Origin of the sequence: Candidatus Planktophila sp. (assembly GCF_040402315.1) — a bacterium.
Classification (GTDB): domain Bacteria; phylum Actinomycetota; class Actinomycetes; order Nanopelagicales; family Nanopelagicaceae; genus Planktophila.
Genome location: NZ_JBBAMU010000001.1, coordinates 46,307 through 71,787 on the forward strand (window position 1 = coordinate 46,307; position 25,481 = coordinate 71,787).

At 48.6% G+C, this 25,481-nt stretch carries 28 protein-coding genes; 24 read left to right on the forward strand and 4 right to left on the reverse strand.

The window, feature by feature from the left end:
* Positions 1-4 precede the first annotated feature (4 nt).
* Positions 5-238: an Lrp/AsnC family transcriptional regulator gene (locus AC9UEP_RS00250; RefSeq protein WP_509542937.1), complete on the reverse strand. Its 234-nt coding sequence runs from the start codon at positions 236-238 to the stop codon at positions 5-7.
* Between the two features lie 53 nt (positions 239-291).
* Here AC9UEP_RS00250 and AC9UEP_RS00255 point away from each other — a divergent pair, with 53 nt between their 5' ends.
* Complete coding sequence (locus AC9UEP_RS00255; RefSeq protein WP_509542939.1) at positions 292-1,206, forward strand: thiamine-phosphate kinase; 915 nt, start codon at positions 292-294, stop codon at positions 1,204-1,206.
* Positions 1,207-1,212: 6 nt separating this feature from the next.
* Here the strand turns inward: AC9UEP_RS00255 and rpmB are convergent, their stop codons facing one another.
* Complete coding sequence (gene rpmB, locus AC9UEP_RS00260; protein ID WP_095674961.1) at positions 1,213-1,398, reverse strand: 50S ribosomal protein L28; 186 nt, start codon at positions 1,396-1,398, stop codon at positions 1,213-1,215.
* Between the two features lie 151 nt (positions 1,399-1,549).
* On the opposite strand from rpmB, the gene recG reads away from it, so the two are divergent.
* The 5 genes from recG to AC9UEP_RS00285 are packed head-to-tail and all read left to right on the forward strand — an operon-like array spanning position 1,550 to position 5,893.
* Entirely contained in the window at positions 1,550-3,715 is a 2,166-nt protein-coding gene (recG, locus tag AC9UEP_RS00265) for an ATP-dependent DNA helicase RecG (protein WP_509542941.1), read from the forward strand.
* Positions 3,716-3,717: 2 nt separating this feature from the next.
* A complete protein-coding gene (gene rsmD, locus AC9UEP_RS00270) occupies positions 3,718-4,305 on the forward strand; it encodes a 16S rRNA (guanine(966)-N(2))-methyltransferase RsmD (protein ID WP_509542943.1) in 588 nt (195 codons plus the stop codon).
* A gap of 29 nt (positions 4,306-4,334) precedes the next feature.
* On the forward strand, positions 4,335-4,817 hold the full coding sequence (coaD, locus tag AC9UEP_RS00275; RefSeq protein WP_509542944.1) for a pantetheine-phosphate adenylyltransferase: 483 nt from the start codon (positions 4,335-4,337) through the stop codon (positions 4,815-4,817).
* Between the two features lie 2 nt (positions 4,818-4,819).
* Entirely contained in the window at positions 4,820-5,302 is a 483-nt protein-coding gene (locus AC9UEP_RS00280) for an ATP synthase subunit B family protein (protein WP_509542946.1), read from the forward strand.
* A 21-nt stretch (positions 5,303-5,323) separates the two neighbouring features.
* Positions 5,324-5,893, forward strand: coding sequence for a YceD family protein (locus AC9UEP_RS00285; protein ID WP_509542948.1), 570 nt, complete (start codon positions 5,324-5,326; stop codon positions 5,891-5,893).
* Here the strand turns inward: AC9UEP_RS00285 and AC9UEP_RS00290 are convergent.
* The gene (locus AC9UEP_RS00290) at positions 5,876-6,043 is read right to left on the reverse strand and encodes a hypothetical protein (protein ID WP_509543083.1); all 168 of its coding nucleotides are present in this window, start codon (positions 6,041-6,043) and stop codon (positions 5,876-5,878) included. The genes AC9UEP_RS00285 and AC9UEP_RS00290 overlap by 18 nt on opposite strands.
* On the opposite strand from AC9UEP_RS00290, the gene rpmF reads away from it, so the two are divergent.
* The 18 genes from rpmF to AC9UEP_RS00380 all read left to right on the forward strand — a co-directional run bounded on the left by rpmF (position 5,988) and on the right by AC9UEP_RS00380 (position 25,056).
* The gene (rpmF, locus tag AC9UEP_RS00295; protein WP_095674956.1) at positions 5,988-6,161 is read left to right on the forward strand and encodes a 50S ribosomal protein L32; all 174 of its coding nucleotides are present in this window, start codon (positions 5,988-5,990) and stop codon (positions 6,159-6,161) included. The two genes, AC9UEP_RS00290 and rpmF, sit on opposite strands and share 56 nt — an antisense overlap.
* A 49-nt stretch (positions 6,162-6,210) precedes the next feature.
* On the forward strand, positions 6,211-6,843 hold the full coding sequence (gene rnc / locus AC9UEP_RS00300; RefSeq protein ID WP_509543076.1) for a ribonuclease III: 633 nt from the start codon (positions 6,211-6,213) through the stop codon (positions 6,841-6,843).
* A gap of 67 nt (positions 6,844-6,910) precedes the next feature.
* Positions 6,911-10,447, forward strand: coding sequence for a chromosome segregation protein SMC (gene smc / locus AC9UEP_RS00305; protein WP_509542950.1), 3,537 nt, complete (start codon positions 6,911-6,913; stop codon positions 10,445-10,447).
* Positions 10,448-10,465: 18 nt separating this feature from the next.
* The gene (gene ftsY, locus AC9UEP_RS00310) at positions 10,466-11,302 is read left to right on the forward strand and encodes a signal recognition particle-docking protein FtsY (RefSeq protein ID WP_509542952.1); all 837 of its coding nucleotides are present in this window, start codon (positions 10,466-10,468) and stop codon (positions 11,300-11,302) included.
* A gap of 156 nt (positions 11,303-11,458) precedes the next feature.
* Positions 11,459-12,763: an ammonium transporter gene (locus tag AC9UEP_RS00315; RefSeq protein ID WP_509543078.1), complete on the forward strand. Its 1,305-nt coding sequence runs from the start codon at positions 11,459-11,461 to the stop codon at positions 12,761-12,763.
* Complete coding sequence (locus AC9UEP_RS00320; RefSeq protein WP_509542954.1) at positions 12,760-13,098, forward strand: P-II family nitrogen regulator; 339 nt, start codon at positions 12,760-12,762, stop codon at positions 13,096-13,098. The genes AC9UEP_RS00315 and AC9UEP_RS00320 overlap by 4 nt, the downstream gene beginning before the upstream one ends.
* Positions 13,099-13,137: 39 nt before the next feature.
* On the forward strand, positions 13,138-15,399 hold the full coding sequence (locus tag AC9UEP_RS00325; RefSeq protein ID WP_509542956.1) for a [protein-PII] uridylyltransferase: 2,262 nt from the start codon (positions 13,138-13,140) through the stop codon (positions 15,397-15,399).
* A gap of 12 nt (positions 15,400-15,411) precedes the next feature.
* Positions 15,412-16,854 carry a signal recognition particle protein gene (gene ffh, locus AC9UEP_RS00330; RefSeq protein WP_509542957.1) on the forward strand — a complete coding sequence of 481 codons (1,443 nt, stop codon included), beginning with the start codon at positions 15,412-15,414 and terminating at the stop codon, positions 16,852-16,854.
* A 140-nt stretch (positions 16,855-16,994) separates the two neighbouring features.
* Positions 16,995-17,579, forward strand: coding sequence for a 30S ribosomal protein S16 (gene rpsP, locus AC9UEP_RS00335; protein WP_509542958.1), 585 nt, complete (start codon positions 16,995-16,997; stop codon positions 17,577-17,579).
* Between the two features lie 2 nt (positions 17,580-17,581).
* Positions 17,582-17,821 (forward strand): RNA-binding protein, encoded by a 240-nt coding sequence (locus tag AC9UEP_RS00340; RefSeq protein ID WP_095674948.1) that lies wholly within the window; start codon positions 17,582-17,584, stop codon positions 17,819-17,821.
* Between the two features lie 11 nt (positions 17,822-17,832).
* Positions 17,833-18,336: a ribosome maturation factor RimM gene (gene rimM / locus AC9UEP_RS00345; RefSeq protein ID WP_509542959.1), complete on the forward strand. Its 504-nt coding sequence runs from the start codon at positions 17,833-17,835 to the stop codon at positions 18,334-18,336.
* On the forward strand, positions 18,333-19,016 hold the full coding sequence (trmD, locus tag AC9UEP_RS00350) for a tRNA (guanosine(37)-N1)-methyltransferase TrmD (protein ID WP_509542960.1): 684 nt from the start codon (positions 18,333-18,335) through the stop codon (positions 19,014-19,016). Before rimM ends, trmD begins: the two co-directional genes overlap by 4 nt.
* Before the next feature lie 37 nt (positions 19,017-19,053).
* Positions 19,054-20,022, forward strand: a complete 969-nt coding sequence (locus AC9UEP_RS00355) for an acyl-ACP desaturase (protein ID WP_509542961.1) — start codon at positions 19,054-19,056, stop codon at positions 20,020-20,022.
* Positions 20,023-20,043: 21 nt separating this feature from the next.
* Positions 20,044-21,459, forward strand: a complete 1,416-nt coding sequence (gene miaB / locus AC9UEP_RS00360; protein WP_509542962.1) for a tRNA (N6-isopentenyl adenosine(37)-C2)-methylthiotransferase MiaB — start codon at positions 20,044-20,046, stop codon at positions 21,457-21,459.
* Positions 21,456-22,355, forward strand: a complete 900-nt coding sequence (miaA, locus tag AC9UEP_RS00365) for a tRNA (adenosine(37)-N6)-dimethylallyltransferase MiaA (protein WP_509542963.1) — start codon at positions 21,456-21,458, stop codon at positions 22,353-22,355. The genes miaB and miaA overlap by 4 nt, the downstream gene beginning before the upstream one ends.
* Positions 22,356-22,359: 4 nt before the next feature.
* The gene (dapF, locus tag AC9UEP_RS00370; RefSeq protein WP_509542964.1) at positions 22,360-23,169 is read left to right on the forward strand and encodes a diaminopimelate epimerase; all 810 of its coding nucleotides are present in this window, start codon (positions 22,360-22,362) and stop codon (positions 23,167-23,169) included.
* Complete coding sequence (gene hflX / locus AC9UEP_RS00375; RefSeq protein ID WP_509542965.1) at positions 23,166-24,650, forward strand: GTPase HflX; 1,485 nt, start codon at positions 23,166-23,168, stop codon at positions 24,648-24,650. The genes dapF and hflX overlap by 4 nt, the downstream gene beginning before the upstream one ends.
* Positions 24,651-24,759: 109 nt before the next feature.
* Positions 24,760-25,056, forward strand: coding sequence for a DUF4193 domain-containing protein (locus AC9UEP_RS00380; protein WP_509542966.1), 297 nt, complete (start codon positions 24,760-24,762; stop codon positions 25,054-25,056).
* Here AC9UEP_RS00380 and AC9UEP_RS00385 read toward each other — a convergent pair.
* Positions 25,034-25,465 (reverse strand): DUF3093 domain-containing protein, encoded by a 432-nt coding sequence (locus AC9UEP_RS00385; protein ID WP_509542967.1) that lies wholly within the window; start codon positions 25,463-25,465, stop codon positions 25,034-25,036. The two genes, AC9UEP_RS00380 and AC9UEP_RS00385, sit on opposite strands and share 23 nt — an antisense overlap.
* Between the last annotated feature and the right edge of the window lie 16 nt (positions 25,466-25,481).

The following is a 25,481-nucleotide window of genomic DNA, read 5'->3' on the forward strand; positions in this document are numbered from 1 at the left end:
TAGATTAATTAGTTACAGGACAGGTAAGTGTGCGAGTAATACCGGGAACCGCTTGCACCTTAGACAAGATTGCGCGTCCGAAATCTTCCATCGATGGCGCCTCCGCGCGCATAATGACATCGTATGGACCAGTAACGCCTTCCGCGAGTGAAACTCCTGGAATCGTTTTAATGACGTTAGCAACGGATGAGGCCTTGCCTACCTCAGTTTGAATCAGGATATAAGCCTGTATAGACATATAAGTTCCTTTCGCTTCGACCTAACGTTATCTCATGTCCTAGGCTTATGGCTATGGGGTTTAGCGAAGCGGATGTGATCTCGGTATTAAAGGAAGTCTTCGCAACCAACGACCCTCGTCTTCTTGTCGGAATAGGCGATGATGCTGCTGTAATCCAGGGCGCTGGACGTCAAGTAATTACAACCGACGTGGCAGTTGCAGGCGTACATTTTCGAACTGATTGGTCATCGCCCTTTGATATTGGGCGCAAAATTACTGCAGCTAATGTTGCCGACGTTTTATCTATGGGTGCTAGCTGTGATTACTTAGTTGCTGCGCTCACGCTCACCGGTGCCGAAGATTTACTATGGATAGAACAACTCGCTCATGGCATGAAAGCTGAGGCAGATCGTGCGGGCGCACTTATTGTTGGTGGGGATATTGCACGCTCATCAGTGATTACCATCGCTATGACGGCAGTGGGACGCTGTGATGCTCCCATACTTCGCAGTGGCGCCGGCGCTGGTGATGAAATCTTCATCTCTTCCCTCACCGGGTGGTCTGCTGCAGGTCTTGCTCTTCTGTCGAAGGCGAAGCCCTCGACAGGAGCGAGTGTAACGAAAGCGATTGCAGAATTTTCTGCTCCCACACTTGATTACGATTTGAATTTTTCTGCTGCAACTGCGCTCTGCGACATCAGCGATTCACTTCTCATTCAGGCTCAGCAATTGGCAGCGGCATCAGGTGTTTGCTTGCATTTCGACTCTGAGCTCATTCAATCGTCGGTAGAGTTTGCCGAGTTGCAGAAATTGGCGATAGATAGCGGCTGTGATGTGTGGGATTGGGTCTTGGGTGGCGGAGAAGATCATGTGTTTCTTGCTACGGGTAAAGACTTACCCGGAGTGCGCGTAGGAAGAGTTATGTCAGGATCTGGAATTTCGGGGATAGAAATGAAAAAGGCCCCAGTTTCCTGGAGCCATTTCAATTAAAAAAATTTAGCGGGTGACTTTGCCGGCTTTAAGGCATGAAGTGCAAACGTTCTGACGCTTTGATGATCCGCCTACCAAAGTCTTCACACGCTGAATATTTGGATTCCAACGGCGACGTGTCTTCACCTGTGAGTGTGAAACGTTGTTGCCAAAGCTTGGTCCCTTGCCACAGATGTCGCATGAAGATGCCATGGGTGGTTCTCCTTCTAGATTAAACGCTCGTAATCGAACAGAGCGTAAGGGTAGCAAGAGGGGCGCCTTTGGGCGAATCCGATGAAATTTATGCTCAAAGCACGCGCTCTTAAAGCAAGGCGGATTGCAACCAAGGCGAGAGAATGTCGCCATGGCAACCCTGGACTCGAAACTAGTTGGAGTACTGGGTGATCGCACAACAAAGGTACTGCGAGACTTATATGGCTATCTCACGGTCGGGGATTTACTCCATCACTATCCGCGTCGCTATTTAGTGCGTGGGGAACTCTCTAATATTTCAGAGCTTAATGAGGGCGATGAGGTAACAATTCTGGCTGAAGTATTTAGCGCCAGCAGCCGGCGACTGCAGGGAAGAAAGGGGAACATTCTTGAAGTTATTGTCACTGATGGAAGTGCGAAGTTATCGCTTACATTCTTTAACCAAGCATGGCGTGAGAAAGATTTAAAGGTAGGAAAGCAAGGACTCTTTGCCGGCAAGGTAGGGGTCTTTAACGGCAAACGCCAGCTTTCTCATCCAGATTATGAGCTCATTGCCGATGGCAACGATGTAGATGCTGCCGTGGAAGGTTTTGCAGGCAAGTACCTGCCTATGTATCCGGCGAGTTCAAAGATGCCATCCTGGAAGATAGCCCAATGCATTGAATTAGCGATAGGTGCACTCGATGAAGTTCCTGATTACCTGCCAGAATCAATACGCGAAAAGTATGGATACCCAACGCTCCATCAAGCTCTGGTGCAGCTACATAATCCGGCAGATCTCGATAGCGCAGAGAAAGCGCGAGAAAGACTTACCTACGATGAAGCGTTCTTGCTTCAATTGTTACTACTTACACGACGGAAAGAACTCAAAGGTCTGGATGCAGTAGCACGAGCAGTCACACCAGATGGACTCCTGAAAGATTTTGATGCATCTCTGCCCTTCGAACTTACCGCAGGTCAGCGCTCCGTTTCGGCAGAAATTGAAAATGATTTAGCGCAGCCGCATCCGATGAATCGGCTGCTACAAGGTGAAGTAGGTTCAGGAAAGACGATTGTTGCGCTGCGAGCAATGCTGACTGTGATTGATAACGGGGGACAGGCGGCGCTGCTTGCACCCACTGAAGTCTTAGCTGCGCAACATCTGCGAACCATTCAGAGCCTACTTGGCCCACTTGCTCTTGGCGGAATGTTGGGTGGATCCGAGAAAGCAACTCATGTCACGCTAATCACTGGATCACAGAGTGCGGCTTCGCGCAAAGAGTCGCTAGCGCAAGCAGCATCAGGTGCGGCCGGAATTGTGATTGGTACCCATGCACTTCTAGGCGAAAGCCTTGAGTTTAACGATTTAGGTTTAATTGTGGTCGATGAACAGCATCGTTTCGGAGTTGAACAACGCGATGCGCTTAAAGGCAAGGCTGTAACTCCACCACATTTATTGGTCATGACGGCAACACCAATTCCACGCACAGTTGCCATGACGGTTTTCGGAGATCTCGATATATCAACTCTGCGCGAGCTTCCACTAGGACGACAACCGATTACCACTCATGTTGTGCCAGTCTTAGAAAAACCTGGCTTCCTGGAACGTGCGTGGGAGAGAATCCGGGAAGAAGTCACACAAGGGCATCAGGCCTACGTTGTCGCACCTCGTATCGCAGCGGGCACATCAGAGGATGCGGATATCGATTTTCTTATGGGAGAAAGTTCATCCATCTTGGCATCAGTTGAAGACCTTGGCCCACTTCTTTCGGGCGGGGCGCTGCAGGGACTTCGTGTGGCGCCCTTGCATGGAAAGCAGGCCTCAGAACTTAAAGACGCCACCATGAGGGCATTTAGCAATAGAGAGATTGATGTTCTAATTTCAACGACTGTTATAGAAGTAGGTGTGGATATTCCCAATGCCACAGTGATGGTCATCATGGATGCCGACCGTTTTGGTGTCTCACAACTCCACCAATTGCGTGGTCGTGTGGGGCGAGGAACTTCACCTGGGCTGTGCCTGCTTGTGACATATGCCATTGCTGAAACTCCAGCACGTGAGCGATTAGAGGCGGTAGCTGGTACTACTGACGGCTTTGAACTCTCGCGGATTGACTTAGAGCAAAGACGTGAGGGAGATGTATTGGGTGCAAGTCAATCTGGATCACGATCACATCTGCGATTACTGCGCGTCTTGCGTGATGAATCAATGATTGAGCAGGCACGGGAAGATGCATCTAGAATTCTTGATGAAGATATCAAGAAGTATCCACTTCTTGAGGCTGAACTTTCGCAGATACAAGCAGATGCCGCTGCTGAATTTATAGATAAGGCTTAATCATGAGAATCATTGCCGGCCGGGCAAAAGGGCGAAATATTGATTCAGTCGCATCTGCCACGCGCCCTACATCTGACCGTGCGCGCGAAGCGCTCTTCTCAACGCTGGCTTCAGAATTCGGAGATTTTGCTGGATTGCATGTCCTTGATTTATACGCCGGTACAGGTGCGATTGCGCTAGAGGCGCTGTCTCGAGGCGCCTTAGTTGTGCACGCGGTAGAAAAAGATGAGCCCGCAGCGCAGGCGATTGAGAAGAATTATGAGAATATCAAAAGCGCGCAGTGCCCCGGAATGTTTCATCTTTACACGATGGGCGTGAATCGATTCTTGCAAGATAAGGCGCAGTTGCAATATCACTTTGTATATGTCGACCCTCCTTATGATCTAGCTGACCTTGATGTGATTGAAACCCTGATCCAGCTTGTTTCTGGCGGTTTCTTACATCCACAAGCACTGATTGCAGTAGAGAGAAATAGCAGAGTGCGTGAGATTTCCTGGCCTGATGGGCTCGAGCAAGTGCGTGAAAAGAATTACGGCCAAGCAACTATTTTCTACGGTTCTCCCACGCCTGTAGATGCGGAAAATGGATAACAACTCGAATCATTGCTAGCGTTTGCACTATGAGACGCGCCGTTTGTCCCGGGTCATTTGATCCCATCACCTTCGGGCATTTAGACATCATCGAGCGCGCCAGTCATCAATTTGATGAGGTAATCGTGACAGTATTTGTTAACCGCAAGAAATCGAGCCTGTTTACGATCCAAGAGCGGATGCAGATGATTCAGGAAAATGTTGCCAAGTTTAAGAATGTTCGAGTTGATTCCGGAGACGGGCTTCTTGTTGAATATTGCAAAGCCAATAACGTTCAGGCGATTGTGAAGGGATTGCGTGCGGTAACAGATTTTGATTATGAGTTGCAGATGGCACAGGTTCACACCCAAGCATCAGGTGTGGAAACTATGTTTATGGCAACTTCGCCGACGCATTCGTTCTTATCCTCATCAATTGTTAAGGAGCTTGCTCACTTTGGTGGCGATGTTTCAAGCATGGTTCCAGATAATGTTCATCAAGCACTGAAGGCAAGAGTAGGAGTATCAGAATGACAATGGATTCGATAGAAAAACTCAATACTGCTATTGCGATGATTGAAGAGGCGCGCGGCGTGCCACTTTCTGCTTCTTGCGTTATCCATCGTGGTGAGATGCTTGAAATTCTAAATAGCGCGCGTAATTTTCTCCCAGTTGATTTCCTAACAGCCGAAGCTATTCTTCAAGATCGCGATCAGATTATTGATGAAGGTCGAACAAGTGCCGAAGCAATGATTGCAACCACTCGTGAAGATGTTTCACGGATGATTGAGCAGACTTCAATTGTGCAGGCAGCGCGCGATGAAGCCAAGAGAATCCTGGTAGATGCTCGCGCAGTTGCCGAAGAAGAACGACATGAGGTCGAGGCATATATAGATTCTCGCCTTGCAACCCTTGAAGTGATTCTCAACAAAACCCTAGATGCAGTGGCTCGTGGACGTGAACGCCTTGAAGGTGCCGGCGATAACGACGTCCTATCTCAGCTCAACTCTGATCGCTAGTTAGCAAGAGGACTGATTTTTATGAATAGAGACGCGCAACCTTTCCTGCTCAATACTTACGAGCTTGGTCGTCGCGCTGGTGAGATGAAGGAATATCAACTAGATATTGCGGCTAATGCGCGTATTGGAGTGCCGCTTATTGCGGTTCCAGAAGGGGATGTCATTGAAGTCGATGCCCGTCTTGAGTCAGTGACTGAAGGAGTTCTACTCAGCGCGCAAATCTATGCAGTAGCTCAAGGGGAATGTATTCGCTGCTTGGATCCAGTTGAGATTGTGATTGACCGAAAAATTCAAGAGCTTTATCGATACGAACCCACCAATGAAAAAGGACGGAAGAAAAAGCTCGAGGAAGAAGATATTGATTTAGAAGATGTGGAAGAGTTGCAGATGGAAGGTGACCTCATGAATCTTGAGATTCCTATCATCGATGCAATCATTCTCACGCTGCCGGTTAACCCACTCTGCTCCAAGGAGTGCCTGGGCCTCTGTCCTGATTGCGGGGAAAAGTGGGAATCCCTTCAAGAGGACCATGCCCATGAAGTCATCGATGCCCGCTGGTCTGGTCTCGGAAGCCTAGATTTTGGCAATTAAGGAGATATGGGCGATACTTAGCCCTATCGCCACACCAGCTAGCAAATCTAGATTTGCAGCAATCAAGTAGCCATCAAGATTAAGGAAGATTACCGTGCCAGTACCAAAGCGAAAAATGTCTCGTTCAAAGACACGTTCCCGTCGAAGCATGTGGAAGACAACTGCAGCGGCTCTTTCAACTTGCCCACAGTGTCAGCAACCAAAGCTCAACCACGTTGCTTGCCCAACATGTGGCACATACAACCGCCGTCAGGTTCTAGAGGTCTGATCTGTACTCAAACCTTCTTAAGCAATTAGGGGTAGAACTTTCTCCAGAACTGCTTGAGTTAGCCTTTACCCACCGTTCCTTTGCATATGAAACTGGAATATCAACGACCAATGAGCGCCTGGAATTCTTAGGTGACTCGGTTTTAGGCCTGATCGTCACCGAAGAGCTCTACGTTAAATACCCAGATCTTGATGAAAGTCGCTTATCTCCGCTGCGTTCAGGCATAGTCAATATGCGCGCACTTGCAGATATCGCGCGAACTCTCGAACTTGGGAAATATATCCGTTTGGGCAAAGGCGAAGAAGTAACAAATGGCAGAGACAAAAACTCTCTCTTAGCCGATGCACTAGAAGCCTTAATTGGCGCCATCTATCTTGAGTGTGGATTTGAAAAATCAACGATGGTAGTTCGCCATTTGATTAAAGAGACTCTCGATAACGCAATGTCGAGAGGTGCCGGCCTTGATGGAAAGACAGCGTTGCAAGAGTTGTTAGCCGCACAAGGCAAGGGATCTCCTGAATATCAAGTCAGTGAAACAGGTCCAGATCACGATAAGAGTTTTACTGCAGTAGCACTTGTTGCAGGTGCGCCAATTGCAGAAGGAAGAGGAAAAAGTAAGCGCGAAGCAGAACAATCAGCAGCGCGCACCGCTTTGGAAATACTTTCTCTACTTGAGCCTTAAACCCTCAAGTTCAACTTTAACCGAGTCGCTTTTATACCAATGGCGCACACACCGGTAGGTTTACCGCGTGTATTTGAAGAGTCTGACACTCAAAGGATTTAAATCCTTTGCCTCTGCCACCACTCTTCGACTCGAACCCGGAATCACCTGCGTGGTGGGTCCTAACGGCTCTGGAAAATCAAATGTCGTTGATGCGCTCACATGGGTGATGGGCGAGCAGGGCGCAAAATCTCTGCGCGGTGGAAAGATGGAAGACGTAATCTTCGCCGGAACGTCTGGCCGGGCACCGCTTGGTCGCGCTGAAGTTGCAGTGACCATAGATAACACCGATGGCGCGCTACCGATTGAATATACCGAAGTAACTATTTCGCGCATCCTCTTTCGTAATGGACAGAGTGAATACCAGATCAACGGCGAAGCATCACGACTTCTCGACATTCAAGAGCTCCTCAGCGATTCAGGTATTGGCCGTGAAATGCACGTCATCGTTGGACAGGGCCAACTGGATGCAATTTTGCTGGCAACACCGGAAGAGCGTCGAGGATTTATTGAAGAGGCTGCCGGTGTTCTTAAACATCGTAAACGTAAAGAGAAGGCGATTCGCAAGCTTGACTCCATGCAAGCAAATCTGGCGCGCGTTAATGACCTCACCGTTGAACTCAGGCGTCAGCTGCGTCCACTTGGCAAGCAGGCAGAGGTCGCCAAGAAGGCGGCCACGATCCAGGCAGATCTGCGCGATGCTAAGTTGCGATTGCTGGCAGATGATTACATTGCAATGTCTAAGACTCTCGATGCTGAAGTTGCAGATGAGAACGCTCTACGTGAACGTCGTGCACTAGTTGAGACAGAGCTCGACACTGTTCGCCGCCGGGAACAGGAACTTGATGCCACCTCAGCTTTTGAGAGTCCACTTTTAATAAGTGCGCAAGAGAATTTCTATTCATTGAGCGCCCTGCGTGAAAAATTTAGGGGCACGCAATCTTTGGCGCAGGAGCGCTCACGATTCTTGGCAGAAGAAGCCGAAGAAGCTCGAAGCGCTGGTCGAGATCCCGAAGCTCTCGACCAAGAAGCTGCAGCCCTGCGCGTTGAAGAATCTCGACTTCGTGCAGAAGTTGTACAAGCGCAGAGTGCACTAACACAAGCAACAACATTTTTAGGAACTACCGAGGCCGAGCTCAAGGCCGAGGAAGACACCATTGCCGCTGCGATGAGAGCAATCGCTGATCAACGAGAAGGCACAGCGCGGCAAGAAGGACACATCAAATCTCTTGCGGCACGACTGGAAGCAATCACGGAAGAAATTTCACGTCTGGCAGCAGCACGCACTGAAGCACAATCCCGTTTAGATATTGCAAAGGTAGATTATTCTAGATTTGAAATGGAAATTGGTAGCGCCGATGCCGGTGAACAGGGCCTAGATTTTCAGTTCGAAGTCGCTAAGAGCGCACTTGATACCGCAAAAAAATCCTTCGAGGAACTCATTGATGCAGAGCGAGCCGCTGACCGTGAGCGAAACGGCCTTGAATCAAAGCTAGAGGCAATACGCATTACCTCTGAATCACGCGATGGTGCCGCAGAGTTGGTTCGCGATTCCCGTGGGGTACAGATCCTTGGAAGTATCGCTGCACTCATTGAGATCGATAAAGGATGGGAGGCAGCAACGGCTGCCGCACTCGGGGGACTTGCAGATGCGGTAGTCGTAAAAGATCTCTCTTCTGCCGTGAGCGTGCTGACAACACTTCGCCGCGAAAATCTTGGGAGAGCGGATGTGCTGGTCTATGAGCCAGGCCAACAATCTGTGACTTCTACCCCTAGCGGACTGACCTCTCTTCTCAGCCATGTACGCTCGAACCAAATTTCTGAACTCTTAACATCACTTCTTTCGATAACAGTGGTGGCCAATAACGCATCTGAAGCCGAAGGAATTTTGCGCCAGCACAAGTCAGTCACTGTGGTCACTCGAGATGGGGATGTATTTACATCACACCGGGCACGAGGCGGCTCGGCATCTTCACGTTCACTGATTGAAATATCCGCACTTGTTGCCGATTTGGGCGCAAAGTTAGAGGATATAAATCATAAGAGCGACCGATTTAAATTTGAGATTTCTACTGCGGTCACTGAGGTAGAAAATAGGCAATCTAATTTTGATTCAGCGCTAGCTAAGCTAAACGAATCAGATGCTCGTATTGCAGCGCTGACCGAGCAACTAGCAGTTTCAGGTCAGAACATTAAGTCGGCTGGTGCAGAAGTAGATCGCCTCACAGTTGCTATTAATGAAGCTACCTCTGCTAAGTCTCGCGACGAGAATGAACTGATGATTGCTCGCACTCAGATGCAACACCATGGTGAGATAACCGAACCTGATCATTCAAGTGCGGAGGAGATCCGCAACTCTGTTTCACAAGCTCGAACTGCAGAAGTCGAGGCACGTTTAGCTGTGCGTACATCTGAAGAGCGAGTCACATCGATTTCAGCCCGTGCGCTGGCACTTGAGGAATCAGCGCAAACAGAGCGAGATGCATCTGAACGCGCAGTATCGCGTCGCGGAGCCCGAGCCCGAGGTGCCATTATTTCTCAAGCAATCGCTGAAGCCGCCTATGAAGTTCTCATTAAAATTGAACGTTCTATTGCGAAGGCTCAGACGGAACGTTCCCGGTTGGAGTCAAACCGTTCAGATAGAGAAGGTGAAACTCTGACAGTACGCGCGCGAAATCGCGAGCTAACATCCGAACTAGACCAGCTCACATCCAGCGTTCACCGCGATGAAATAGCGCGCGCGGAACAACGTATGCGAGTAGAGGCACTTAAGATTAAGGCAGTTGAGGAACTCGGTATAGATATTCCAACTCTAATCAACGAATATGGTCCCGATAAGGATGTGCCTACATTCATCGAAACTGAATCAGGTGAAATTGTTGCAACTGAACTCATTCCATACCGCCGTGATCAGCAAGAGAAGCGGTTAGCCGCAACTGAGCGTTCTCTCACGCTGCTTGGCAAGATAAATCCATTGGCTCTTGAAGAATATGATGCCCTGGAAGAACGTCTTAAGTTCTTAGCTGAGCAACTAGAAGATTTAAAGAACACTAAGAAAGATTTGCTGGATATCATCAAGGAAGTTGATGATCGCGTGCAAGACATATTTATGCAGGCATACGAGGATGTCGCTGAGCACTTCAAGGATATTTTTGCTCGTCTATTCCCAGGGGGAGATGGTCGACTCTTCCTGACTAACCCTGATGATTTACTCAATACGGGAGTCGATGTTGAAGCACGCCCGCCAGGCAAGCGAGTCAAGCGCCTCTCACTCCTATCAGGAGGCGAGAAGTCACTTACCGCAATTGCAATGCTCATCGCCATCTTTAAATCACGCCCGAGTCCTTTCTATGTGCTTGATGAAGTCGAGGCCGCACTTGATGATACGAACTTGGGTCGACTGCTGACAATTTTTGAAGAATTACGCCAAAGTTCACAGCTGATCATCATCACCCACCAGAAGCGCACGATGGAGATAGCTGATGCACTCTATGGCGTGACCATGCGTGGAGATGGCGTGACGGAAGTTATTTCACAGCGTTTACGTGAATCTGAAAATGCGTAATCTTTTAGTCGGTTAACGATGGGTCTATTTAATCGTTTAGTTGCCAAAGTTCGAGGAATTTCCACAGCATCAGCACTTGATTGGGCTGAAATCCAGACCGAGCTACTCTCATCAGACCTAGGCCCATCTCTTGTGACAGAGCTGTTGGAAGCAGCGAAGAAGATACGCGGAGATGATGCAGAAGGTGCGATTGAAGAGATTCTGCGAAGTAAATTCTCGAAGAAACCGCGGGCGCTAGCCAAAGGAGATGGTCTTCAGATCATTGTGATTGTTGGCGTTAATGGGACTGGAAAAACTACCTCGGTTGCCAAGCTAGCAACACATCTACATTCGCAAGGCAAATCCGTACTCCTTGCCGCCGCCGATACTTTCCGTGCTGCAGCAGTTGATCAGTTACGAACGTGGGGTGAACGCATTGGTATCGAAACTATTTCAGGTAAAGAAGGCGCCGAACCAGCAGCTGTCGCCTTTGATAGCGCTAAACGCGCTTTAGAAGTGGGTGCTGGTTTTCTGCTGATAGATACCGCTGGTCGACTTCACAATAAGAGTGCGCTCATGGATGAACTGGGCAAGGTAAAGCGAGTTGTAGAAAAGGTTGCACCGATTTCTGAAGTTCTACTTGTCATTGATGCGACCACTGGCCAAAATGGTCTTGCGCAGGCAAAAGTATTTAGCGAAGCCGTAGATGTCACTGGACTGATCCTCACTAAACTCGATGGAAGTGCGCGCGGTGGGGTAGCACTGGCGATTGAGAGCGTTCTGGATATACCTATTAAGTTCATCGGAACCGGGGAAGGTGCCACCGATTTCATGCCATTTGACCCTGAGAAGTACCTAGAGGGCTTGCTCGCGTAACCCACTTGTAACAATTGGGGCGCATTTGTGACACACCCTTAACCTGCATATCCATCGGCTGTAATGCGCCGGAGGCATCTTTGCGCCATCTCAACGACGAGTATCTCAATCGTATGCAATGGATTCTGACTAGTGGAATTCGGAAATGGACTCGATATGGAAGAAGTAGTTCTTAATAGCGGTGATACCGCATGGATGCTCGCAAGTACAGCTCTTGTACTTTTGATGACTCCAGGATTGGCATTTTTCTACGGCGGAATGGTTCGTACGAAAAGCGTTCTTAACATGATGATGATGTCTATGGTGACAATCGGAATCGTGAGCGTTCTATGGGTCATCTATGGGTTCGAATTAGCCTTTGGATATAAGTCAGATTCACCGTGGTATGGTGGAATAGGACTAAGTGATCTTGGTGGGCAGGTAAATGAGCTCACCAATAACGGTGGCGTGTACCCAATTCCAGTTCTTGTCTTTGCTGCGTTCCAGTTGATGTTTGCAATCATCACTCCTGCACTTATTTCAGGTGCAATTGCTGATCGTGCAAAATTCACTTCCTGGGCAATCTTTGTCGCGATCTGGTCAACAGTCGTCTACTTCCCAGTGGCTCACTGGGTCTTCGCATTTGGAAACAAGATTGGTGACACTGTTACTAGCACCGGATATCTCGCTGGTAAGGGAATTCAAGACTTTGCTGGTGGAACTGCCGTTCACATCAATGCTGGCGCCGCAGGTTTGGCACTTGCTATCGTTCTTGGAAAGCGCATCGGGTGGTGTAAAGAATCAATGCGTCCACACTCATTGCCATTGGTAATGCTTGGCTCAGGCCTACTGTGGTTTGGTTGGTTTGGCTTTAATGCCGGATCTTCCCTTGCTGCAAACGGAATCGCAGGACTTGCTTTTATGAATACTCAGGTTGCAACTGCTGGCGCAGTCATTGGCTGGCTCTTAGTGGAAAAAATTCGAAATGGGCATGCAACATCATTGGGTGCGGCATCGGGTGCGGTTTCAGGGCTTGTAGCAATTACACCAGCGTGTGCATTTGTTGCGCCATGGGCTGCAGTAGTAATTGGCTTCATCGCCGGAATCCTCTGTTCACTTGCAGTGAGCCTGAAGTACAAGTTCGGCTTCGATGATTCACTCGATGTCGTAGGCGTTCACCTTGTCGGTGGCATCTGGGGTTCATTAGCAATCGGTCTATTCGGAACTAGCGTTGTAAATAGCATCGGATTAGACGGAATCTTCTATGGCGGCGGCACTGCGCTCCTTGGTAAGCAAGCACTGGGCGTAGGTCTAGTACTTGCATACTCATTCATTGCAACTCTGATTATCGGATATGCAATCGAAAAGACTATCGGCTTCCGTGTCACACGTGAAGTTGAAATCGAAGGCATCGACCTAAAGGAACATGCTGAATCTGCTTATGAACTAGCAAGCTCATCACGTGGAGGTGCATCACTATGAAGTTGATTACCGCAATTCTCAAACCGTTCAAGTTAGATGAAGTAAAAGATGCTCTGCAAGCTGCAGGCATTAACGGCATGACTGTCTCTGAAGCTAGTGGCTTCGGACGTCAGCGTGGTCATACCGAGGTCTATCGTGGTGCTGAATACACCGTTGATCTCGTTCCAAAAGTCCGTCTCGAAGTTCTTGTAGATGACAAGGATGCGGCATCAACCGTGGATGTCATCATCAAAGCTGCATCAACAGGATCTATCGGTGATGGAAAGGTTTGGACAACTCCAGTAGAACAGGTTGTGCGCGTTCGAACAGGAGAGCGTGGACCTGAAGCCATCTAGAGAGGTCCAAATCAAGTAACTGGAAACTAAGATTGGTCCATGGGAACAAGAGAGCGAAGAACTAGATCTAACGAGGGAGATCTTCTTCTCACATCTTTGTTCAAAGAAAGTGGCGCCAATGTTGAAGAGGTAGCTATCGCCGCGGTCGGAGGTTTCGGCCGCGGCGAACTATCTCCAGGTTCGGATTTAGATATTGTTATTCTTCATAACGGATCTCTACCTGAAGCTCAATTAGGAGAGTTAGTAAATAAGATTCTTTATCCGATTTGGGATAAAAAGATAAAGGTCGACTACTCCGTTCGTACCCGCGCGGAGGTTCGAGCTGCGGCCGGCGATGATCTGAAAGTAATTCTTGGTCTATTAGATATCAGGCTTGTCTGCGGAAGTGCTGATCTTGTTGCCGGCGTACAAATTGATGCACTGGATGAGTGGCGTAAGAATTCCAAGGGCAGACTCGTGGAGCTAGAAAGTTCTCTGACCGAACGCCATCAACGTTTTGGTGAATTGGCATATTTGCTAGAGCCTGACCTTAAAGAAGCTCGCGGTGGATTACGTGACATCACCGCACTACGTGCAATCCATAAAAGTGGCACGATTTTGATTCCGATTGAAAAGATAAGTGTTGCTGAGTCAATTCTTTCCAACGCGAGAGAGGCCCTTCACACAGTAAGTGGGCGCGATAAGGACAAGTTATTTTTCCAAGAGCAGGACGATGTGGCAGCGCTCTTGGGTTATTCTGATGCCGATGCTCTCATGAGTGAAGTTGCCCAGGCGGCTCGTTCGGTTGATTACCTTCTAGATTCAACCTGGTATCGCTTTGCGCATAAGGGAAAAGATGGCGTAGGTCGATTCTTGCGTCGCGTGCGCACCACAACAATCTCGCGGGATATCAGCGTTTCAAATAAAGAAGTAGTTATTGATCCCAACGCAGATTTTGCAGGTGATCCGGTGATTGGATTACGTGCGGCAGCATCGGCTGCTCAATTGGGACTTCCATTGTCGATGGACTCACTTGAGCGTTTATCAGAATCACTGCGAAATGGAGTGGGACACTTGCCACATCCATGGCCACGCGAGGCTCGGGAGAACCTGATTTCACTCATCGGTGCAGGCTCTGCGATGGTGCAAGTCTTCGAAGCCCTTGATCAGGAAGAAGTTTTATTTGCCTGGATTCCAGAGTGGAAATCAGTTCGCTCTCTTCCGCAGCGAAATGTTTTACATCGCCATACCGTTGATAGACATATGGTTGAGACGGCTGTTCACGCTGCAGCTCTGACTCGAAAAGTTCACCGACCCGACCTGCTTCTCTTTAGCGCACTCTTTCACGACATTGGAAAGGGAAGCGAAGAAGACCATTCCGAAAGAGGAGAAAGACTTATCGAGCCGCTTGCTTTGCGCATTGGTTTTTCTCCGGAAGACACTGCAACGATAAAGCTACTGGTCAAGCATCATCTACTTCTTTCAGCAACAGCCACACGTCGAGACCTAGATGATCCTGCAACTATCACTTTAGTCGCAGAAGTAATTCCAGATTTGCAGTCCCTTGAACTCCTGCATGCCCTCAGCATTGCCGATGGGGAGGCAACCGGGCGGGCGGCATGGACAGATTGGAAAGCCTCACTTGTTGCAGAGCTGGTAAGGCGAGTAGAGCTAGCAATTACGGATTACACAGTTGCCAAGCAGCCTGAGCTCACAGTTGCTCAGCGAGATCGAGCGGAATCGGGGGCACTCTCCGTCAGCATTGAAGATCGTGGGGATGTCTATGCCATCGAGATAGTTGTGCCAGATAGCACAGGTCTGCTCTCTATTGTTGCTGGCATACTGAACGTCATGCGCCTCGACGTTAGATCTGCACGAACCAAATCTGTTTCACAAGCCGCTGTTATGGAATGGATTGTTATCCCAGACCCTAATGCGCCTGCCTTAACGCAAGAGAAGTTGCATCAAGAACTCACCAGAGCGCTGGAGAATAAGAGTTCACTGGCAGCTCGAATTCAAGAACGCATCGACACATATGCCCAATTACCAACTATTCCGGTTCCAGCACCCGTTGTTGAAACCTTCATGGATGCGGCAACTGATGCAACTGTTATTGAGGTAAGAAGCCACGATCAACCAGCGCTACTATTTCGTATCGGTGATGCAATTACCCGAAGCAATATTGATATTCGCTCTGCCATTGTCACGACACTGGGGGCGGAAGCTATCGACACCCTCTACGTGAGCGAAATTGGGGGAGGCCCACTTAGCGCTGAACGTGCCAATGAAGTGGCGATTCGAATTCGAGCAGCCCTGAAGTAGAGTTCCCCCACTATGTTTGATTCGCTCTCATCGAGATTTGCCGGTGCATTTGGTGCACTTCGTGCAAGAGGCAAAATTTTTGAGAAAGATATCGAACTCACCACCCTAGAGATTCGCCAGGCTCTTCTTGAAGCTGATGTTGCACTAGATGTTGTGGATAGTTTTACAGCACAAGTACAGAGCAAATCATTGGAGTTACTGTCAACGCTCCAGGCAGGAACAAATCAAGCACAGGCAATCTTCGATGTCGTAAACCAGGAACTCACGGAAATTCTTGGCGGAGGAGCCCGTCGAATTCGTTTCGCAAAGAAACCTCCCACCGTCATCATGTTGGCTGGTTTACAAGGGGCCGGTAAGACGACGCTCGCTGCAAAGCTAGCAAAGTTTTATAAAGACCAAGGTGAGACACCAATTCTTGTGGCATCAGATTTGCAACGCCCAAATGCGGTAAATCAATTGCAGGTAGTTGGTGCCTCTGTTGGAGTTCCAGTATTTGCTCCGGAATCAGGAAATGGTGTGGGCAATCCCGTAACCGTTGCACGAGATGCCATTGCATTTGCAACATCAAAACTTCATAGCATGGTCATTGTTGATACCGCCGGACGTTTAGGTGTGGATCAAGAGTTGATGAATGAAGCAATCGCTATTCGTGATGCGGTCACACCGGATGAGATCCTCTTTGTTGTCGATGCCATGATTGGTCAAGACGCCGTGCGCACGGCACAAGCATTTCAAAATGGCGTTGGCTTTGATGGAGTTGTGCTCACCAAGCTTGATGGTGATGCACGTGGTGGAGCTGCACTTTCCATCACCGCACTCACTGGGCGCCCCGTCATGTTTGCATCAACTGGTGAAAAAATCAGTGATTTCGATATTTTCTATCCAGAGCGTATGGCCTCTCGCATCCTGGGCATGGGAGATGTTGCCACGCTGGCAGAGCAAGCGAAGAAAGCGTTCGATGGTGACTCTGCCAAAAAGCTCGAGGACAAGTTCTTATCGGGGGAAGATTTCACCCTCGATGATTTCCTAGAACAGCTAGAGGCAATGTCAAAGATGGGCTCGATGGGCAAGTTACTTGGAATGCTTCCAGGTTCAGGAGCCATGAAAAAACAGATCGAGAATTTCGATGAATCTGAGATCACGCGCACAAAATCGATAGTGCAATCGATGACTCCAAGAGAACGGCGAGATCTGAAAGTGCTTAATGGTTCACGTCGCGCTCGAATTGCGTTAGGTGCTGGACGCAAAGTCGCTGATGTCAATGCACTGGTAGATAAGTTCACTGCGGCGCAGAAGATGATGAAGCAGATGAGAAATGGTGGCTCTATGCCTGGCATGCCTGCTGGAATGCCGGGTCTGCCTCCGGCGCCTCGTAAGGCTGCGCCACCGGCTAAGAAGAAGTCCAAATCAGGAAATCCTGCGAAGCGTGCGCTGGAAAATGGGACGATTTCTTAATTTTGAGCGCAACTGGCAAGATTAGCAACCTGTTACAGGGCCCTCTACCCCGGTAACAATCCAATCCACAGTTGGACCACGTAGCTACGCACCCCGCTGTAGCAACTTGGTATGACACACTTTTTAGGAGCACAAGTTCTTTGTCTACAAAAATTCGTTTAATGCGCATGGGAAAAATTCGCACACCTTATTTCCGCATCGTAGTTACAGATTCACGTAAAGCACGTAATGGTCTTTCAATTGAAGAAATTGGTCGCTACGTTCCAGGTCAAGAACCATCACTGATCGAAGTTAATTCAGAGCGCGCTCTGTACTGGCTTGGTGTTGGCGCACAACCATCAGAGGCAGTAGAGGCGCTTCTGAAGGTGACCGGAGATTGGCAGAAGCACAAGGGTCTTCCAGGAACCGAAGGAACACTTCGCGTTGCAGCTCCAAAGCCACACAAGAGTGTTGCTTATGAAGCAGCTGTGAAGGCTGCCGCTGCAGAACCTGCAGAAGGTGCAACAACTATGAAGAAGAAGGCACAGGATAAGTTAGCTGCAAAGGCAAACCCTGTTGCGGCAGAGCCAGTGGCTGAAGTTGTTGCGGAAGCTCCAGCTGAAGCTGTAGTAGAAGCTCCAGCTGAAGCTGTAGTAGAAACTCCAGTTGAAGTTGTAGCCGAAGAAACTCCCGCTGCAGAAGCGATAGCAGAAGATGCTGCTGTAGCAGAAACTCCCGCTGAATAAATATGATTGACGAAGCACTCGAACATCTCGTAAAGGGAATCGTTGATAACCCTGACGATGTCAATGTGAAGGAAAAGACTCATCGTCGAGGAACAACTCTCGAAGTTCGAGTTAATCCTGAAGATATCGGCAAGGTGATTGGCCGCAATGGTCGTACAGCTAAGGCGCTACGCACAGTCGTAAGCGCGCTAGCAGGACGCACTGTTCGTGTTGATCTCATCGATACCGACGAGGTTCGCTAACTTTTACTTCCATGAAATTAAACGTGGGCCGAATTGGTAGAGCTCACGGAATTTTAGGTGAAGCGACAATCGAAGTTCGCACTGACGAAGCTGAAGATCGCTTTGCCATCGGTGCAGTCTTAGAGACAGATAGCCATGGTGAATTAACTGTGGTTTCTGCTCGCGTTCACAATGGAATTCTTCTCCTTGGCTTCCAAGGTATTGAGGACCGCAATTCGATTGAAGCGCTGCGCAATGAACTTCTCTATGCCGAAGTTGATATCCAAGCGCCTGGAATTGATGAAGATGACTATCACGTCCTACAACTTGTTGGCTGCACCGCATATCTCGTTGACGGAGATGAATTCGGAGTTGTCACCGATGTTTTGAACTTGCCGGGCCAAGATGTCTTAGCAATCAAGAGCGCCGATGGCGAAGTGCTGATTCCATTTGTCCGTCAGTTAGTTCCAGTTGTCGATATTAAGGCGCAACGAATGACGGTAATCCCACCTGATATCGATGGAAGTGTGCGATGAAAATAGATGTCATTTCCATATTTCCTGAGTATCTATCGCCGCTGAAACTATCCCTACTCGGCAAAGCTCAAAGCTCAGGTTTACTTGAGATTGAAGTGCATGATCTGCGTGCTTTGAGTACCGATAATCACAACACAGTCGATGACACTCCTTATGGAGGAGGCGCCGGCATGGTGATGTTGCCGGAAGTTTGGGGAAAGACCCTCGATCCATTAATGGTTGAGAATACAGATCTCATCATCCTCACCCCGGCAGGTCGTCGCTTTACTCAGAAGATAGCTGAAGAGTTCTCGACCGCAGCCCACTTAATATTTGCATGCGGGCGCTATGAAGGAATTGATGATCGTGTGCGTCAGTATTATTCAACGGCAGAATTCCAGAACCGCAATATTCGCATTCATGAAATCTCTATCGGTGACTATGTTCTAGGTGGGGGAGAAGTTGCATCGATGGTCATGATTGAGGCCATTACACGACTTATTCCTGGGGTACTCGGTAACCCACAGTCTTTGTCGGAAGAATCACATAATTCAGAGGGCTACCTCGAATATCCAAACTTTACCAAGCCACAAGAATGGCGAGGTATCCCGGTACCGGAGATATTACTCAGCGGAAATCACGCAGAAATTGCAAAGTGGCGAAGCCAACAGGCAGAAAAACGTGCAAAAGATAATCTTTAACTCGAAAGTAATGGCACTTCTGCCTTACTCTTAGCCCATGAGTGAAGAGTCAGCAAAGATCCAGTCTCGATTAATTCGAGACCTTGAGCCTATTGTTGCAGTTGAACTCGAGCGACATATATCAGTTCAGAAGAATTGGTACCCACATGAATATGTCCCATGGTCTGAGGGACGCGATTATGCGGGCCCACTTAATGGAGATGCCTGGGAAGCAAAAGATTCTCGCCTGACTCCCGTTGCGCAAGATTCACTCGTACTCAATTTACTGACAGAAGATAATTTGCCGAGTTATCACACCGAGATATCAATCTCGATGGGCCGTGATGGCGCATGGGGTAATTGGATCGAACGTTGGACGGCAGAAGAAGCACGCCATGCGATTGTTATTCGTGACTACCTGATGGCTACTCGAGGTGTTGACCCTTACGAACTTGAAGATCTACGGATGGCTCATATGTCACTCGGATATCAGACTCCATATGAGAACGATATGTTGCACACAATTGCCTACGTCTCCTTCCAAGAGTTAGCAACACGTATTTCACACCGCAACACTGGAAAAATTTCAGAGGATCAGATTGCGGAAGGAATGATGCAGCGAATAGCGCTGGATGAGAATCTTCACATGCTTTTCTATCGCAATACTCTTTCTGCAGCACTTGATATGGAACCTAATGCGGCAATGCGCGCCATTACAGACGTAGTAACAAATTTTGATATGCCAGGGGCAAACATGCCAGGCTTTCGACGAAAAGCGGTGCAGATTGCGTTAGCTGGAATCTATGATCTTCAGCAACACCTCGATGATGTGATTGCTCCTGTTCTACGTGCCTGGAATGTCTTTGAAAGAACCGATCTTTCCGGTGATGGAATAAAGGCTCGTGATGAACTTCAGGCCTTCATGGATGAGACATATAAAGCGGCTTCTGTATTTAATGATAAGCGCGAAGTTCACTTCGAGCGTCAAATCGCTCGTGGTATTGCACCGATTCGCATCACTAACTGACTCTGAAATAAGATAGGTGCCATGTCGCGCACATATCTAGTTGAGACCTATGGGTGTCAGATGAATGTGCATGACTCGGAACGTATCGCTGGCCTGCTAGATGAAGCCGGACATATTCCAGTGGTTCCAGGTGAGCAAGCTGACATCGTCGTATTTAATACCTGTGCGGTCCGGGAGAATGCCGACAATAAACTCTATGGAAATCTCAGCTTCCTAGCACCGATTAAGAAGAAGAATCCTGCGATGCAGATCGCTGTTGGCGGATGCTTGGCGCAGAAGGATCAATCGATAATCCTAAAAAAGGCACCCTATGTCGATGTTGTTTTTGGCACGCACAATGTGGGCTCCTTGCCACTTCTACTTGAGCGTGCGCGAATCGAAGAAGAGTCTCAGATTGAAATTCTCGAATCGCTCGAGCATTTTCCATCGACTTTACCTGCACGCAGATTCTCAGCATTCACATCGTGGGTCTCTATCTCCGTTGGTTGCAACAACACCTGCAGCTTCTGCATCGTTCCCGCGCTTCGCGGAGTAGAGAAAGATCGAGCTGCTGCAGATGTGTTGAAAGAGATGCAGATGCTGGTAGATCAAGGCGTCATTGAAATCACTCTGCTTGGGCAGAATGTAAACGCCTATGGTGTCGAGTTTGGTGACCGTGGGGCCTTTGCCAAACTCTTGCGAGATGCTGGCAAGATCCAGGGGCTAGAACGAGTTCGTTTTATGTCCCCTCATCCTCGCGACTTTACTGATGATGTCATTGAGGCGATGGCCCAGACCGAGAATGTCATGCCACATCTGCATATGCCTTTGCAATCTGGGTCAGATTCAATTTTGCAATCTATGCGCCGCTCCTATCGCACCGATAAGTATCTTGGAATTCTTGATCGCGTACGCGCATCCATCCCACAAGCAATGATTACAACTGACATCATTGTGGGTTTCCCAGGTGAGAGTGAAGTGGATTTTCAGGGAACTTTGGATATCACCACGCAGGCGCGATTTGCCGCGGCATATACATATAAGTATTCAATTCGTCCTGGTACTCCTGCCGGAGTCATGCCAAACCAAGTACCGGAAGAGATTGTGGGAGGGCGATATACCCGTTTACATGATCAACAACAGAAAATCTCACTCTCGGTCAATGAAGAATCAATCGGCTCAACACATCGCGTGCTGGTCTCGGAAGTTGAGGGTCGAAGAGATGAATCTCGCTCCCGCATGACTGGAAAGTCAGAAGATTTCAGGCTCGTGCACTTCGATAACGATACTGACGCCCGCCCTGGTGATTTTGTTGATGTTCAAATTACCGAAGCATCTGCGCACTATCTCATCGGTAGCGCGCTCTCAGTGATTCGCACACGTGGGGGAGATGCCCATGCGGCAAAGTCCGCTCCAGCTTCAACATCGCTAGGTATTCCAAAGGTTCGCACTTCGTGAAAGTGATTGTCATTTGTGGCGCCACTGCAACAGGTAAGAGTGAAATGGCGCTAGATATTGCAGCGCAGATAGGTGCTGAAATTATCAACGCCGACTCGATGCAGTTATACACGGGTATGGATATTGGTACGGCAAAACTTAGCGTTGCAGAGCGTCGCGGTATTCCTCATCACCTACTTGATGTTTTGAGCGTGAAGCAGGATTCAACTGTAGCCTGGTATCAACAGATGGCACGCGAACGAATAAGTGAGATTCATTCGCGCAATCAACATGTGGTCTTAGTTGGCGGAACCGGGCTCTATATAAAAGCTGTTCTAGATGACCTTAATTTTCCAGATACCAATCCGGAAGTGCGAGCACGGCTGGAGTCTGAGGCAGAAGATTTTGGTTCAGATTCACTGTTCACGCGTTTGCAAGAGCTAGATCCAGCAGCAGCGCTGGCCATTGATCGGGCAAATACCCGTCGGATTATTCGTGCCCTTGAAGTCATTGAAATTACTGGAAAGCCATTTACCGCAAATCTTCCACGAGCAGATAGTTCGAGATTCCCAGATGCGCTGCAGTTTGGCCTGGTCATGGAGCGCGAACATCTTGGAGAGAGGATTGATCTTCGGGTTGAGAAAATGTGGGAGCAAGGTTTCCTCGCAGAAGTTGATGCACTCATTTCAGATGGAATTCTGGAAGGGTCAACTGCCCAACGTGCGTTGGGTTATTCAGCCCTGATTGCAATGCGCGCCGGGCAGATGGCGGAGGCAGAAGCAAAGGAAGAGACAAAACGCTCCACCCGCCAATATGCACGCCGGCAAGAGACATGGTTCTCGCGCGATGCCCGGATTCAGTGGATAGCACCTCATCAACCTCGCCTTGAAACCATCATGCAGAAGATAAACTCATAGCGTTATGTCGAATTCAATCATTGCCACATATGGTCACGGAACTGAGAATGATTTTGTGATTCTCTTTGATCCTGATAATCAAATCAACATTTCAACTCATCAAATAGCTGCAATCTGCAATCGTGAGAGTGGAATCGGCGCCGATGGCTTTATTCGTATTCTAAAAAATGGCAAACAATGGTTCATGGATTACCACAATGCCGATGGCTCACTTGCTGAAATGTGCGGTAATGGTATTCGAGTGATGGCTAAGTACCTGGTGACTCATGAGCATCAGCCTGAAGGAATCTTTGCAATTGATACCCGTGCCGGAATCAAGCACCTGCGTGTCCCACATGATGGCGATATCTCAGTGAATATGGGTCATGTCACTGATGAGATGGAAGAAATTACAGTAACCCAAAACGGACATACCTGGAGTGGATACAACATCAATGTGGGAAATTCGCATGCCGTAGTTTTTGTTGATGATCTAAATCTGGTGGGCTCACTAGAAGAAGCCCCACTTGTCGTACCTGCATCCTCTTATCCGGAAGGTGTCAATGTTGAATTTGTGCAGTTACTCCCAGGCAATGAAGCGCATATGCGTGTGCATGAGCGTGGCAGTGGCGAAACACGATCATGTGGAACTGGTACCTGCGCAGTGGCGTTAGCAGCATCAATGAAGACAGGTGTATCCCTGCCATCGCGATGGACAATTTTCCCACCAGGAGGTCGCCTAGTTGTCGATATTGATAACCATTCAAATGCGACCTTGATTGGACCGGCAGAGCTCATCAGCGAACACGACATTTCTTCCTACCTTAATTCATGACTACTTCAGAGGACGGCTACGACAAACTCTTCGAAGACCTACTGCGAGAAAGTGCGCGGGCTGCTACTGACTTTGACTCTGATGAGACCGAGTATGAAGAAAATGAGCAGCAAGAACTCTCAGATCGAAATGCACTTCGGCGCGTCAAAAGTTTCTCAACCGAACTTCAAGATATTTCTGAAGCCGAGTATCGTCAATTACAACTTGAACGTGTAGTCCTGGTTGGGGTGTGGACTGAAGGAACTGCCGAGATGGCAGATAATTCCTTAGCTGAGTTGAAAGCACTTGCAGAGACCGCTGGCTCAGAGGTCATGGAAGGGCTCATTCAACGCCGCGATAAACCTGACCCATCTACCTACATTGGTTCTGGAAAGTTAATTGAACTAAGACAAATTGTTATCGCTACTGGCGCCGACACTGTTGTATGCGATGGCGAACTTTCACCGTCGCAGCTTCGCACCTTGGAAGAGAAGTTAAAGGTCAAGGTTGTCGATCGTGTTGCTCTAATCCTTGATATTTTCGCCCAACATGCAAAGAGCAAAGAAGGCAAGGCCCAAGTTGAGTTAGCTCAGATTGCCTATCTTCTTCCGCGACTTCGAGGATGGGGAGATTCACTCTCTCGACAGGTCGGCGGTCGTGTAGCAGGCGGTGCTGGTATTGGCGGTAGAGGTCCGGGTGAAACCAAAATTGAAACTGATCGCAGACGCATCCGCGACAAGATGGCCAAGCTTCGACGTGAAATTGCTGAGATGAAGACCTCTCGCGACACAAAGCGACAAGAACGTAGGCGAAACAATATTCCTTCGGTTGCAATCGCTGGTTACACAAATGCTGGTAAATCCTCACTGCTCAACGCGCTCACCGGTGCAGGTGTATTGGTAGAAAACGCGCTCTTTGCAACTCTTGACCCCACAGTGCGCAAGTGTGAAACCGCTGAGGGTCGCATCTACACACTTTCAGATACCGTGGGCTTTGTTCGACATCTGCCGCATCAGCTAATCGATGCATTTAAATCAACGCTGGAAGAGGTCTCGGGCTCTGATCTGATTGTTCATGTAGTAGATGGATCTCATACCGACCCCTTTGAACAAATTCGCGCTGTACGCGAAGTCATTACTGAAATTGGTGGGGGACACATCCCGGAAATTATTGCTATTAACAAGGTCGATATTGCAGATCCTGCTGTCGTCCTTGAAATTTTGCGCAAGGAACCAAATAGCTACGCCTTCTCGGTTCGTTCCGGATTTGGAATGGAGGGACTAATTCGTGCAATGGAGAAGTCACTTCCTCATCCAAGTGTTGAAATCACTGCAGTAATTCCATATAACCGAGGCGATCTCGTTTCTGCTATCCACGAACAGGGCGAGATTCTGAGCGAAGAACATCTTCCTGAGGGAACATCGATTCATGCCTACGTGGATGCGGGGTTAGCGACAGCGATAGCAAAAGCAGAAGAAATCGCCGCCTCTATTCAGGAATAAATCCGACACGCCGGCGGTTGTATAGGCTAGATACCGGGTAATGCGCGACTATTCGCCCAGGTAGCGGACCATTCGTCCGCACATAGATAATGGAAGCGAGGTGAGATCAGTGGCAACAGATTACGACACACCCAGAAAAACCGACGAGGAGCTTCACGAGGAATCGTTAGAAGAGCTCAAAGCAAAGCGAGTAGATGCACAATCAGGACAGATTGATGTTGATGAGGCAGAAGCCGCAGAGAATCTTGAACTTCCAGGAGCAGACCTCTCCGGTGAAAAACTAGCCGTGCGAGTAGTGCCAGTGCAGACAGATGAATTCACATGCTCTAAATGTTTCCTTATTCACCACATTACACAACTAGCAAAAGGTGAAGGCGCGAAAGCTATCTGTCAAGAGTGTTCTTAAGCTCTTTACCTTTTTTACAACTTACAAGCCAATAAGGTGTGGGATCACGTTTATCCTTCAGCGTAATCTTCACACCTGTTGAGATCCAAAACTTAATCGCCAAGAAGGCAGCAGGATTAGCATCACGTGTGCGCATGAGACTCATGGCATCCTTATCAAGGATTTCTACATCAGCTAAATATTTGACTCCAATGTGAGCCTTGCCGATTACTAATTCATTCTCGATAACTCTAACTTCACTCTTTGCCATCACGGCAATTGCAAGTAGTGCAATGGTGAGGGTGATAAAGGTAATCAGCGCGCTGAGATTGCCCAGAGCGGCCCAGACTGCGATAACTAAAGATAAAAACATGAAGTAGATGAAGGCTAAGAGCCATAGTGGGGGACGTATCACTTCTTTAAAGAGCATAAGCACTAGGCTATCT